The following is a 12,046-nucleotide window of genomic DNA, read 5'->3' as shown; positions in this document are numbered from 1 at the left end:
GCCGGCCCGCGCGGGCGGCACCGCGTCGCGCTGCCCGGGGCCGCGTCCGGTGCTCCGGCCGCCCTCGAACAGGTTCGGACCCGACGGCGGCGGGCCGCCCGGGGTCCCGGAGCCGCCCACCGGCCGGGTCGGCAGCCCGCTGCTGGTCAGCGCGGTGCGCGGCTCGGAGGCGGGGATCTGCGGCCGGGCCGGGGAGGAGGCCGCCAGGCCCGACGCGGCGCCGGCCGCGCTCGCGGCCCCGGCGCTCTGGCCGCCGTTCGCCCCGGTCCTGGCCGTGCCGACCTTGCCCACCGTGCCGGCCTTCCGGCCGCCCTGCGTGACGTCCACCGGCAGCATGACCAGCGCCGTGGTGCCGCCGGAGTCGGAGGGGCGCAGCTGGATGCGGATGCCGTGCCGCAGGGACAGCCGGCCGACCACGAACAGGCCCATGCGCCGGGACACCGACACGTCGACCGTGGGCGGGCTGGCCAGCCGCTCGTTGATCGCCGCCAGGTCCTCCGGCGACAGGCCGATGCCGGTGTCGTGGATCTCCACCAGCACCCGGCCGTCCGGCAGCGCGTGGCCGGTGACCTTGACCTTGGTCTGGGGCGAGGAGAAGGAGGTGGCGTTCTCCAGCAGCTCGGCGAGCAGGTGCACCAGGTCGTTGACGACCCGGCCGGCGACCTCGGTGGCCGGGACGGAGCTCAGCTCGATGCGCTCGTACTGCTCCACCTCGGACGCGGCCGCGCGCAGCACGTCCACCAGCGGCACCGGCTTGGTCCACCGGCGGCCGGGCTCCTCGCCGGCGAGGACNACCGGCTTGGTCCACCGGCGGCCGGGCTCCTCGCCGGCGAGGACCAGCAGGTTCTCGCCGTTGCGGCGCATGCGGGTGGCGAGGTGGTCCAGCTTGAACAGCGAGGAGAGCTGGTCGGGGTCGGCCTCGCGGCTCTCCAGCTCGGAGATGAGCGAGAGCTGGCGCTGGATGAGGCCCTGGCTGCGGCGCGAGAGGTTGGTGAACATCGCGTTGACGTTGCCGCGCAGCAGCGCCTGCTCGGCCGCCAGCCGGACGGCCTCGCGGTGCACGTCGTCGAAGGCCGCGGCCACCTTGCCGATCTCGTCCCGGCTGTGCACGCCGACGGACTCCACGGAGGTGTCCACGTCCTGCGGGTCGGACTCCGACAGCTGCTTGACCAGCTCCGGCAGCCGCTTCTGGGCGACCTCCTGCGCGGTGTCCTGCAGGCGGCGCAGGTTGCTCACCATGGTGCGGGCGACCACGAGCGCGCCGCCGACCGACACGATGAGGACCACGAGGATCATGGCGCCGTTGAGGACGCCCTCGCGGATGGCCTCGGCACGCAGGCTGCGGGCCTTCTGGTCCATCTCCGACAGCAGCGTCTGCTGGATGTCGGACATGGCCTTGATCTTGGTGGTGTCCTGCTCGTACCAGTCCCGGTAGGTGCGGCTCTCGGCCGCCAGGCCGTTGGGGTTCTGCAGTACGCGCCGGGCGAACCGGTCGGCCAGGTTGACCTCCGGCTGGCCGCCCTTCAGCGGCGTGAGCAGCTCGTCGGCGTCGCTGTCGCGGATCTGCTCGAACCGCTTGAGCTCCTCGCCCTCCTTCTGCATCGCCCCGAGGCCGTAGCGGCGGTCGTTGGCGGACATCTGGGGGCCGCGGCGGTTGGCCAGCGCGGCGCTGATGATGGCGCGCTGGGCCGACGCGTAGTCCTTGGCCGCGGCGAAGGTGGCCATCGCCCGCGTCCGGTTGATCATGTCGCGGTTGCTGGTGGCCTGGGCCATGTCCCGGGAGAGATCGAGCAGCGAGGAGATCACCTCGTCGTACTTCTGCACGGTCTCGGTGATGTCCTCGGGATCGGTGTACGCCTCCCGGCGGATGCCCTTGAGCATGGCCAGCTGGCGGTCGATCTCGTTGAGCGTGGCCTGCACGCCCAGCATGCCCGGATCGGTCAGGTCGATGTCCCGGGACGCGGCGCGGAAGGCCGCGATCGCGGTGTCGGAGTCCTGCCGGGTGGCGACCACGCCGTCGTCCTGGGCGTCGCCCGAGCGGGACAGCGGGCCCGCCGACTCGTCCCGCTCGTCCTGCAGCCGGTCGGCCAGGTAGGTGGCGCGCTGCGTCATCTTGGTGAGCAGCTTCATCTGGTCGAGCTGGTCGATCTTGTCTACCGAGCTCTCGATGCGCAGGCCGCCGAACGCGGTGGCGGCGACCACGGGAAGGGCGAGCAGGGAGATGAGGCGGTAGCTGATGCGCCAGTTGCGCACGGCTATTCGCGGGCCGGGACCGCTGGGAGCCTTCGGCCGCGCCGCGCCCTCCCCGGAGCCCGCGCCGCCGTGCGCACCCGGCCCGGGACCCTGGCCACCCGGCGCCCGGCCGGTGCCCTGGGCGCGCTGGGGCGAGGAGCCGCGATCGGTCCCGCCGCGCGCCTCCGGGTCCGCCGAAGCGCTGCCATCCCTTTTGAAACGTCCCTGCACTAGCTTCGCAACCTCTGGACCAGGCGCCCCACCGGATCGTCGGCGAAGCGGTGTCGAGTCAGTCGGGGGCCTCGGCCCCCTGTGGCGGTCGTGAGTGACCGGCGCGTTTCCCTTCCCGTCGGTAGAGGCCACCGCCGCCGCGCGGCGCCCGGTGTGGCGCCCCGTGCGCGCCGGTTTCAGTCGTGCGGCGGTCCCGGGAATTCCAACACAGGGCCGGGAGCTCCAACAAGAGTGGGCTATCAGGCTGTAACACGCGTAACGCTGCGTACCAATTGTATTACGGGACGTAGAGAGAAAACCCGGCGATAAGGGGTTTTTGCTGGCGAGGCGCCAGGGGTGATCGGTGTCCGGGTGGCGCAGGTCGCGGGGGGAAGTGGATGGTCTGTCCTGTTGTGTCCGGTTGTAACTGGTCTGACGTAATGCTCGCTATGTGGCATTTGGGGTATGATCCGTGATGAAAATCACATGATGTGGGCGACTTTTTCGGCGTTCCGCTGGGCAAAGGCGCGACAAGCCCGATGCTGTACGCGAGCACCTGGGATGACAACTCCGGTCCGGTGACGGCCGGAGTCGATCAGCCGCCGCTCGGTAACCACCCCCGACGAACACGACGCGAGGCATATCCCCGTGAAGAGGACGATGATCTTCGGCAGCATAGCCAACCCCCGCCGCACCAGGCTGGCGCACCTGAAGGACGGCGAGGGGATCCAGAAGACGCCCGAGGAGCTGCCGCAGGGCACCCTCGACCTGCCGGCCACCACCGCCAACCCGAAGCGCACCATCCTCATGGAGGCCCCCGGCGCCTGACCGCCGGCCCGTCCGGCCGCCCGGGCCGGACGGGCCGACCCGCGCGGGCGGCCCTCGCCCGCGGCCGGTCCGGCCGGTCCGGCCGGTCCCGCGGGCGCCGGCAGGGCGGCGTACGGCGGTGCGCGGCGGCCGGGACGATAGCCTGGAGCGCCAGTCCACGGCTCCAGCGAGCCGCCGTCCGAACGTCCGAAAGAGGCAGCAGCTTCCCGTGCGCATCGTCAGGTTCTCCATCGACGGCAACGTCGCCTTCGGTGTCATCGAGAGCGTCACCGAGGGCCGGCCCGACACGGCGCCGCCCGGTGCCGAGGGCCGGGAGGGCCCGCTCGTCGACATCATCAAGGGCCACCCCTTCGCCGAGTTCGAGCGCACCGGCCGGAAGGTCCCGCTGCGCGACGTCCGGCTGCTGCCCCCGGTACTGCCCAGCAAGGTCGTCGCCATCGGGCGCAACTACGCCGACCACGCCGCCGAACTCGGCAGCGACGTGCCCGAGGTGCCTGTCACCTTCTTCAAGCCCTCCACCTCCGTGATCGGCCCCGACGACCCGATCGCCCTGCCCGGCTTCTCGGCCGAGGTGCACCACGAGGCGGAGCTCGCCGTCGTCATCGGCCGGCTGTGCCGGGAGGTCCCCCGGGAGCGCGCCGCGGACGTCATCCTCGGCTACACCTGCGCCAACGACGTCACCGCGCGCGACGTGCAGCGCCGTGAGGACCAGTGGGCGCGCGCCAAGGGCTTCGACACCTCCTGCCCGCTGGGCCCGTGGGTGGAGACGGACCTGACCCTGGCGGCCGCCGGCGACCTGGCGATCATGTGCACCGTCAACGGCGAGCAGCGCCAGCTCGGCCGCACCAGCCAGATGGCCCATCCGATCGCCGACCTGATCGCGCACATCACCGAGGCCATGACGCTGCTGCCCGGCGACGTCATCCTCACCGGCACGCCGGCCGGTGTCGGCCCGCTGCACTCCGGCGACGAGGTCGCCGTCTCCATTGAAGGCATCGGCACTCTCACCAACAAGGTGATCAAGCGTGACTAGCGCAGCCAGCCCGTCCCCCGTGCGGGTCCGCTTCTGTCCCTCGCCGACCGGCAACCCCCACGTGGGCCTGGTCCGCACCGCCCTGTTCAACTGGGCGTTCGCCCGCCACCACGGCGGCACCATGATCTTCCGCATCGAGGACACCGACGCCGCGCGCGACTCCGAGGAGTCCTACGCGCAGCTGCTGGACTCCCTGCGCTGGCTCGGCCTGGACTGGGACGAGGGCCCCGAGGTCGGCGGCCCGCACGCGCCGTACCGCCAGTCGCTGCGCGGCGACATCTACCGCGACGTGGCCCGGCGCCTGCGGGAGGCCGGCCACGCCTACCCCTGCTACTGCACGGCCGAGGAGCTGGACGCGCGCCGCGAGGCCGCCCGCAAGGCCGGCCGGCCCTCCGGCTACGACGGCGCCTGCCGCGACCTCGACCCCGGGCGGATCGCCGCGTACGAGGCCGAGGGCCGCACGCCGATCCTGCGGTTCCGGATGCCCGACGAGCCCGTCACGTTCACCGACCTGGTGCGCGGCGAGCTGACCTTCACGCCCGAGAACGTGCCGGACTACGGCATCGTCCGGGCCACCGGCGCGCCGCTGTACACGCTGGTCAACCCGGTCGACGACGCGCTGATGGAGGTCACGCACGTGCTGCGTGGCGAGGACCTGCTGTCCTCCACGCCGCGCCAGATCGCGCTGTACCGGGCGCTGGCGGACATCGGGGTGGGCAAGGGCGGGGTGCCGCGGTTCGGGCACCTGCCGTACGTGATGGGCGAGGGCAACAAGAAGCTGTCCAAGCGCGACCCGCAGTCCTCCCTGAACCTCTACCGGGAGCGCGGCTTCCTGCCCGAGGGCCTGCTCAACTACCTCGCCCTGCTCGGCTGGTCGCTCGCCGAGGACCGCGACATCTTCACCATGGACGAGATGGTCACCGCCTTCGACATCGCGGACGTGAACGCCAACCCGGCGCGCTTCGACCTCAAGAAGTGCGAGGCGATCAACGCGGTGCACCTGCGCCGCCTGCCGCCGGAGGAGTTCGCCCGCCGCCTGGTGCCCCACCTCCAGGCCGCCGGCCTGCTCCCGGCCGAGCCGTCGCGGGACGCGCTGCGCCTGCTCGCCGAGGCCGCGCCGCTCACCCAGGAGCGCATGGTCACCCTCGGCGAGGCCGTCGGCATGCTCGGCTTCCTCTTCGTGGCGCCCGAGGACTTCCGGGTGGACGAGGCGGACGCGGCCAAGGTGCTGGGCCCGGACGCCCGGCCGGTGCTGCTGGCCGGCGTCAAGGCGCTGGAGGAGCTGCCGGAGTTCCGCGCGGAGCCCATGCAGGACGCGCTGCGCGCCGCTGTGGTGGACGGCCTGGGGCTGAAGCCGAAGGTGGCGTTCACGGCGCTGCGGGTGGCCGTCACCGGCCGCCGTGTGTCGCCGCCGCTGTTCGAGTCCATGGAACTGCTCGGCCGCGACGAGACCCTGCGCAGGCTGCGCGCGGCCCTGGACTGAGCGGTCGCCCGGCCGGGGCGGCCGGTACCGGCCGCCCCGGGCCCGTGAGCAGCCGCGCGCCCCGCCCGGGCGCCGCAACCCGTTTTGGAGCGGTGCCCGCCATCGGGTAATGTTCTTTCTGCGCCGCCCGGGCGGGCCGAAAGGCCGGAAGGGCGGGCGCAGGCCAGACAAGCCCCCTCAAGGGGGCTGTGTTTTGGTGGGGTATGGTGTAATTGGCAGCACGACTGATTCTGGTTCAGTTAGTCTAGGTTCGAGTCCTGGTACCCCAGCGGGAGCACCCCTTGTGAGCGGGTCTCCTGTCCAGCAGTGCCAAGCCCCCGTTGTGTAGCGGCCTAGCACGCTGCCCTCTCAAGGCAGTAGCGCCGGTTCGAATCCGGTCGGGGGTACGGGTCACCGTACGTACGGTGACGGCTGGGGCCCCGTTGTGTAGCGGCCTAGCACGCCGCCCTCTCAAGGCGGTAGCGCCGGTTCGAATCCGGTCGGGGCTACGGGAACGGCGAAGGCTCTCCGCGCGGCGCGGAGAGCCTTTCCGCATGAAGGGCCCCCTCCACAGCTCTCGCCCGGGCCCCGTGCGGACGTCCCGGCGCGCGGAAAGCCGGCTCACGCCCCTCTCGCACCACCCTTGCTCCCCTGGCGCCACGGGTGGCACCATCCCAGTCAACAGAGGGGGGCTACTGTGGGTAATGTGCCGATTCCCGGCCGGATGACCGCCACGGCCGAGGGCGACCTGACCGTCTTCGTGATCGGCATGCGCGTCAACCGGCTCGCCGCGCCGCGCGCCTGGTGGCCGACCTTCCGCGCGATGCGGCCCATGCTCCGGGAGCTGTCCCGCGACCCGGACAGCGGCCTGCTCGGCTTCCAGCTCCTACTGGGCCTGCCACGGGTGGTGTGCACGGTCCAGTACTGGGAGTCGCCCGAGAAGCTGATCGCGTACGCCTCCGACCCCGCCGGCCACCACCGCCCCGCGTGGGCGGCCTTCAACCGCCGCGCGCGAGACAGCCGGGGCGCGGTGGGCATCTGGCACGAGACCTACGTCGTCCGGGCCGGCTCCTACGAGACCGTGTACGTCGACATGCCGGAGTTCGGCCTGGGCAGGGCCACCGGCACCGCGCCCGTCGGCCGCCGCGGCGAACGGGCGGCCCAGCGCCTGGCGCGGCCGGGGTCCGCGGACCCCCGCGCGGCCCGCGGCTGAGCCCCGGACTCCCCGGGCGCCGCCCGCGCCACCCGGTCAGTTCCCGCGGCGGTCAGTTCCCGCGGCGCAGGGCCTCCGTGAGCCGCATCGCCGCGTCGATGACCGCCTGCGCGTGCATCCGGCCCGGGTGGCGGGTCAGCCGCTCGATGGGGCCTGAGACGGACACGGCGGCCACCACCCGGTTCGAGGGGCCGCGCACGGGCGCGGACACCGACGCCACGCCCGGCTCCCGCTCGCCGATCGACTGGGCCCAGCCGCGGCGCCGTACGCCCGACAGGGCCGTGGCCGTGAAGCGGGCCCCCTGCAGGCCGCGGTGCAGCCGCTCCGGCTCCTCCCAGGCCATGAGCACCTGGGCCGCGGAACCGGCCTTCATGGGCAGCGTCGAGCCGACCGGCACGGTGTCCCGCAGGCCGGACAGGCGCTCGGCCGCGGCCACGCAGATGCGCATGTCGCCCTGGCGCCGGTAGAGCTGGGCGCTCTCGCCGGTCATGTCCCGCAGGTGCGTGAGCACCGGGCCCGCCGTGGCCAGCAGCCGGTCCTCGCCGGCCGCCGCGGCCAGCTCGGCCAGCCGCGGGCCGAGGATGAAACGTCCCTGCATGTCGCGCGCCACCATACGGTGGTGCTCCAGGGCCACCGCGAGCCGGTGCGCCGTGGGCCGCGCGAGACCGGTCGCGCCGACCAGCCCGGCGAGGGTGGCCGGACCGGACTCCAGAGCGCTCAGAACCAGAGCCGCCTTGTCGAGAACGCCGACGCCACTAGAGTTGTCCATGCAACGATACTCACGTCTCACAGTGTGAAACGCAAGTTCAATTTTCCAGGCGAGCCGCCAGTCTGGTGGGGAGAGGCCCGCCGACCACGGGCTCGCAATCCGTAGGAGACGGGCCGGCGACGCCGCCGGCCGGAGGGACTGTGATGGGACGGACACTCGCGGAGAAGGTCTGGGACGATCATGTCGTGCGGCGTGTGGAGGGGGAGCCGGATCTGCTCTACATCGATCTTCATCTGCTGCACGAGGTGACCAGTCCGCAGGCGTTCGACGGTCTGCGCAAGGCGGGGCGGAAGGTGCGCCGGACGGATCTCACCATCGCGACGGAGGACCACAACACTCCGACCCTCGACATCGACAAGCCGATCGCGGATCCGGTCTCGCGGGTGCAGCTGGAGACGCTGCGGGCGAACTGCGCGGAGTTCGGCGTGCGGCTGCACTCGCTCGGCGACGTCGAGCAGGGCGTGGTGCACGTGGTGGGTCCGCAGCTGGGCCTGACGCAGCCGGGGACGACGGTGGTGTGCGGGGACAGCCACACCTCCACCCACGGTGCGTTCGGGGCGCTGGCCTTCGGGATCGGCACCAGCCAGGTCGAGCACGTGCTGGCGACGCAGACGCTGCCGATGGCGCCGTTCAAGACCATGGCCGTGACGGTGGAGGGCGAGCTGCCCGAGGGGGTGACGGCCAAGGACCTGATCCTGGCGGTGATCGCCCGGATCGGCACCGGCGGCGGCCAGGGCTACGTGATCGAGTACCGCGGTCCGGCGATCGAGAAGCTGTCGATGGAAGCGCGGATGACCGTGTGCAACATGTCGATCGAGGCGGGCGCGCGGGCGGGCATGGTGGCCCCGGACGAGACCACCTTCGCCTACCTCGAAGGCCGCCCGCACGCGCCGCGCGGCGCGGACTGGGACGCGGCGGTGGCCTACTGGCGCACGCTGCGCACCGACGACGACGCGGTCTTCGACCACGAGGTCGTCATCGACGCCGCCGCCCTGACCCCCTTCGTCACCTGGGGCACCAACCCCGGCCAGGGCGCGCCGCTGTCGTCGTCCGTCCCCGAGCCGTCCTCCTTCGAGGACGCCAGCGAGCGGCAGGCGGCGCAGAAGGCCCTGGAGTACATGGGCCTGACGCCGGGTCAGCCGCTGCGGGACATCCGCGTGGACACCGTGTTCGTGGGGTCGTGCACCAACGGGCGGATCGAGGACCTGCGCGCCGCCGCCGGCGTGCTGGCGGGCCGGTCGGTCGCCGAGGGGGTGCGGATGCTGGTCGTCCCCGGCTCCGTACGTGTCGCCCTGCAGGCCGTGGAAGAGGGCCTTGACACGGTGTTCACCCAGGCCGGCGCCGAGTGGCGGCACGCCGGGTGCTCGATGTGTCTGGGCATGAACCCCGACCAGCTCGCACCGGGGGAGCGGTCGGCGTCGACCTCCAACCGCAACTTCGAGGGCCGGCAGGGCAAGGGCGGGCGCACCCACCTGGTCTCTCCCCAGGTCGCCGCCGCCACCGCGGTCCTGGGCCGCCTGGCCTCGCCCGCCGACCTGTCCGACACCGCCGCGACCCGAGTGGAGGCCTGAACCCGGCCATGGAAGCATTCACCACGCACACCGGCCGGGCCGTCCCGCTGCGCCGCAGCAACGTCGACACCGACCAGATCATCCCCGCCCACTGGCTGAAGAAGGTCACCCGGGACGGTTTCGAGGACGGCCTGTTCGAGGCCTGGCGCAAGGACCCGCAGTTCGTCCTGCGCAGGCCCGCCTACGAGGGCGCCACGGTGCTGGTCGCGGGCCCGGACTTCGGCACCGGCTCCTCCCGCGAGCACGCCGTGTGGGCCTTGCAGAACTACGGCTTCAAGGCCGTGATCTCCTCCCGGTTCGCCGACATCTTCCGCGGCAACTCCCTGAAGAACGGGCTGCTGACCGTCGTCCTGCCGCAGGAGACGGTGGAGCGGCTGTGGGACCTGGCCGAGACCGACCCGGCCGCCGAGATCACCGTCGACCTCGTCCAGCGCGAGGTCCGCGCCCCGGGCATCACGGCCGGATTCGACCTTGACGACAACGCCCGCTGGCGCCTGCTGGAAGGCCTCGACGACATCAGCCTCACCCTCCGCGACGAGACCGACATCACCGCCTACGAAACCCGCCGCCCCGCCTTCAAGCCCACCACGGTGCGCCTCTGACGCCGCCCGCTCCCCCGGGGGTGCCCCCCGGAACCGCCCTGGACAGCGCCTGTCCCACCCGACGCGCCGCCGGCCCCGTGCCGGCGGCGCGTCGGCGTGTTGGGCCCCTGTGAGGCGACAACTCGCCTCAGATGGCACAATCAGTGCATGGAACGCGACGCCCAACTCGACCTCTACGGGGCCGTCGCCGACCGGCTCAAGGACGCGCACGCGCGGGTGCACGCCCTGCGGGTCCCGGAGGGCGTACGGCTCGCGTTGTCCAGGAAGCTGCTGGTCATCACCGCTGCGGCCAAGCGCGATCTCCCGGGCGCGGCAAGGCGCCTTGACCGGTTGATCAAGGACCTCGACGAGGGCCGCCTCCCCGAAGTGCCCGACTCCGACGGAAGTCCGTGACGGTCGAGTTCGTTGCGGCACAAGGGTGATTAGCCCGTTTCGTGTTTGATTTGCGGTATATATCTGCCTAACGTGCGAAAAGGCTTGAACGCATTCGTTCCAGCAATGTCTCCGAAGGGGAAGACGTGAACAAGGCGCAGCTCGTGGAAGCAATCGCCGACAAGATGGGCGGACGGCAGAACGCCGCCGACGCCGTCGACGCGGTCCTGGACGCGATCGTCCGCGCGGTCGTCGCCGGGGATCGAGTTTCGGTCACCGGCTTCGGCTCGTTCGAGAAGGTCGACCGCCCCGCCCGGTACGCCCGCAACCCGCAGACCGGCGAGCGCGTCCGGGTCAAGAAGACCTCGGTGCCCCGCTTCCGCGCGGGCCAGGGCTTCAAGGACCTGGTGAGCGGCACGAAGAAGCTGCCGCGCGGCGGCGAGGTGTCCGTCCGCAAGGCCCCCAAGGGCAGCCTGACGGGCGGCACCCGCACCACCGCCAAGGCCGCCGCCAAGAAGGCCACCGCGAAGAAGACGGCCACGAAGGCCGCCCCGAAGCGGGCGGCGGCCGCTCCCGCCAAGGCCGCGGCGAAGAAGACCGGCGCGAAGAAGACCACCACGGCGAAGGCCGCGGGCAAGAAGGCGGCGCCCGCCAAGAAGGCCCCGGCCGCGAAGAAGGCGGCCAACACCTCGGCCCCCGCCAAGAAGGCCCCGGCGCGCAAGGCGACCGGGCGCAAGACCACGGCCAAGAAGACCACCGCGAGGAACCGCTGAACCGCTGACCCCACGCGGACGGCGGCGCCACGCGCCGGGCCGGGCTCCCTCGGGGGAGCCCGGCCCGCGGTACGTCCGCGCCCGCGGCGTGTCCGTGTCTGTGGCGTGTCCGCTTCCGCGGCGGCCCGGGTCCACGTCGCCCGCGGTCCGGGTCCGGCGCGGTGCGGTGCGGTGCGGTGCGCGGGGCCGTACGGGCGCAGCCACCGGCGGCAGCCGGAGGCCGGAAGCGGGCCGGGCCCAGGGCGCCGGAAGGCCGGGAGACGAGGAACTGCCGCGCGCGGCGCGGAACCGGGGACCGGCGGCCCCGGACCAGGAACCGCGGACATCCCGGAAGCCTCGGAAATCCCGGAAATCCCGGGTCACCGGGCGAGCGGACCGGACCGGGTCAGAGGGTCTGGAGGGTGACCAGCACGATCTTGCGGCCCTCGCCCCCGGCTCCCGCGCCGCCTTCGACCTCGATGCGCACCCGCTGCCCGGGCCGCAGCAGCCGCAGCCCTCCCGCGTCGAAGGCGGCGGCGTCGAACGGCAGCGGCGTGCCGTCGTCGAGCAGCACGCTGCCCTCCCGGGTGGCGGGGTCGTAGGTGTACGCGGTCGCCTGCATACGGCACACCCTAGCCCCTCGCCCTCGGGCGGCACGGCAAGCCCGGTACGGCGGCCACCCGCCCGGCGCCGGACTCCGCGAAAACCCCGTGTCCACCGTCCACATCCGCGAACGGGCCGCCGCTTCGTACCCGGACGCGGGCAGCGCGAGCCCGGCACCGGACAGGCGCCGGAGACCCGGGAAAACCCGCGCCCATCGGCCGCGGGCGCGAACGGCCGCCGCCTTCGACGTATCGGCCGTGGGCGACGCGGAGCCCGGTTGCGGCCAGGCCCGGGCGAGCGCGCCACGGCGGCGACGCCGTGCGGCGGCCGAAGGCAGCCGGGGTGCCCGGCGCCGCGCGTCGGACCGCGGGCCGGCCCGGAGGGCCCCGGCACGCCTGG

Annotated in this window: 11 protein-coding genes and 3 tRNA genes; 11 read left to right on the top strand and 3 right to left on the bottom strand. The window is 72.9% G+C overall.

The features are described from left to right. A partial coding sequence (locus tag RKE29_RS22445) for a nitrate- and nitrite sensing domain-containing protein (RefSeq protein ID WP_312007357.1) occupies window positions 1-2,463 on the bottom strand: 2,463 nt, incomplete at its 3' end. Window positions 2,464-3,090: 627 nt separating this feature from the next. Here RKE29_RS22445 and RKE29_RS22440 point away from each other — a divergent pair. The 7 genes from RKE29_RS22440 (at window position 3,091) to RKE29_RS22410 (ending at window position 6,978) form a co-directional block, all read left to right on the top strand. Further along, the gene (locus tag RKE29_RS22440) at window positions 3,091-3,270 is read left to right on the top strand and encodes a hypothetical protein (RefSeq protein ID WP_312007356.1); all 180 of its coding nucleotides are present in this window, start codon (window positions 3,091-3,093) and stop codon (window positions 3,268-3,270) included. A gap of 208 nt (window positions 3,271-3,478) precedes the next feature. Continuing rightward, on the top strand, window positions 3,479-4,303 hold the full coding sequence (locus RKE29_RS22435) for a fumarylacetoacetate hydrolase family protein (RefSeq protein WP_312007355.1): 825 nt from the start codon (window positions 3,479-3,481) through the stop codon (window positions 4,301-4,303). Further along, window positions 4,296-5,786: a glutamate--tRNA ligase gene (gene gltX / locus RKE29_RS22430; RefSeq protein WP_312007354.1), complete on the top strand. Its 1,491-nt coding sequence runs from the start codon at window positions 4,296-4,298 to the stop codon at window positions 5,784-5,786. The genes RKE29_RS22435 and gltX overlap by 8 nt, the downstream gene beginning before the upstream one ends. A gap of 197 nt (window positions 5,787-5,983) precedes the next feature. Then, a tRNA-Gln gene (locus RKE29_RS22425) sits at window positions 5,984-6,055 on the top strand. Between the two features lie 44 nt (window positions 6,056-6,099). Then, window positions 6,100-6,172 (top strand) — tRNA-Glu (locus RKE29_RS22420). 29 nt (window positions 6,173-6,201) lie between these two features. Further along, window positions 6,202-6,274 (top strand) — tRNA-Glu (locus tag RKE29_RS22415). Window positions 6,275-6,489: 215 nt separating this feature from the next. After that, window positions 6,490-6,978, top strand: a complete 489-nt coding sequence (locus tag RKE29_RS22410) for a DUF4188 domain-containing protein (protein WP_312007359.1) — start codon at window positions 6,490-6,492, stop codon at window positions 6,976-6,978. Window positions 6,979-7,030: 52 nt separating this feature from the next. Here RKE29_RS22410 and ndgR read toward each other — a convergent pair whose 3' ends face one another. Continuing rightward, a complete protein-coding gene (ndgR, locus tag RKE29_RS22405) occupies window positions 7,031-7,747 on the bottom strand; it encodes an IclR family transcriptional regulator NdgR (protein WP_312007353.1) in 717 nt (238 codons plus the stop codon). A 143-nt stretch (window positions 7,748-7,890) separates the two neighbouring features. Between ndgR and leuC the strand changes: the two genes are divergently transcribed. The 4 genes from leuC (at window position 7,891) to RKE29_RS22385 (ending at window position 11,065) form a co-directional block, all read left to right on the top strand. Continuing rightward, window positions 7,891-9,318: a 3-isopropylmalate dehydratase large subunit gene (leuC, locus tag RKE29_RS22400; protein ID WP_312007352.1), complete on the top strand. Its 1,428-nt coding sequence runs from the start codon at window positions 7,891-7,893 to the stop codon at window positions 9,316-9,318. An 8-nt stretch (window positions 9,319-9,326) separates the two neighbouring features. Further along, entirely contained in the window at window positions 9,327-9,920 is a 594-nt protein-coding gene (leuD, locus tag RKE29_RS22395) for a 3-isopropylmalate dehydratase small subunit (RefSeq protein WP_312007351.1), read from the top strand. Between the two features lie 147 nt (window positions 9,921-10,067). Continuing rightward, window positions 10,068-10,313 (top strand): hypothetical protein, encoded by a 246-nt coding sequence (locus RKE29_RS22390; protein ID WP_312007350.1) that lies wholly within the window; start codon window positions 10,068-10,070, stop codon window positions 10,311-10,313. Window positions 10,314-10,438: 125 nt separating this feature from the next. Continuing rightward, complete coding sequence (locus tag RKE29_RS22385) at window positions 10,439-11,065, top strand: HU family DNA-binding protein (RefSeq protein ID WP_312007349.1); 627 nt, start codon at window positions 10,439-10,441, stop codon at window positions 11,063-11,065. 385 nt (window positions 11,066-11,450) lie between these two features. Here the strand turns inward: RKE29_RS22385 and RKE29_RS22380 are convergent, their stop codons facing one another. Continuing rightward, window positions 11,451-11,666 (bottom strand): hypothetical protein, encoded by a 216-nt coding sequence (locus RKE29_RS22380; RefSeq protein ID WP_312007348.1) that lies wholly within the window; start codon window positions 11,664-11,666, stop codon window positions 11,451-11,453. Window positions 11,667-12,046: the final 380 nt, after the last annotated feature.

Origin of the sequence: Streptomyces sp. B1866 (assembly GCF_031932565.1) — a bacterium.
In the GTDB taxonomy this organism is placed as follows: Bacteria; Actinomycetota; Actinomycetes; order Streptomycetales; family Streptomycetaceae; genus Streptomyces.
The sequence above is the reverse complement of the archived record's forward strand: the minus strand, read 5'-3'. Positions and strand labels throughout refer to the sequence as shown.

Coding starts and splice junctions, on each gene's coding strand:
- leuC (WP_312007352.1), top strand. CDS start 7,891: ATGGGACGGACACTCGCGGAGAAGGTCTGGGACGATCATGTCGTGCGG.
- RKE29_RS22380 (WP_312007348.1), bottom strand. CDS start 11,666: ATGCAGGCGACCGCGTACACCTACGACCCCGCCACCCGGGAGGGCAGC.
- ndgR (WP_312007353.1), bottom strand. CDS start 7,747: ATGGACAACTCTAGTGGCGTCGGCGTTCTCGACAAGGCGGCTCTGGTT.
- RKE29_RS22410 (WP_312007359.1), top strand. CDS start 6,490: ATGACCGCCACGGCCGAGGGCGACCTGACCGTCTTCGTGATCGGCATG.
- RKE29_RS22390 (WP_312007350.1), top strand. CDS start 10,068: ATGGAACGCGACGCCCAACTCGACCTCTACGGGGCCGTCGCCGACCGG.
- leuD (WP_312007351.1), top strand. CDS start 9,327: ATGGAAGCATTCACCACGCACACCGGCCGGGCCGTCCCGCTGCGCCGC.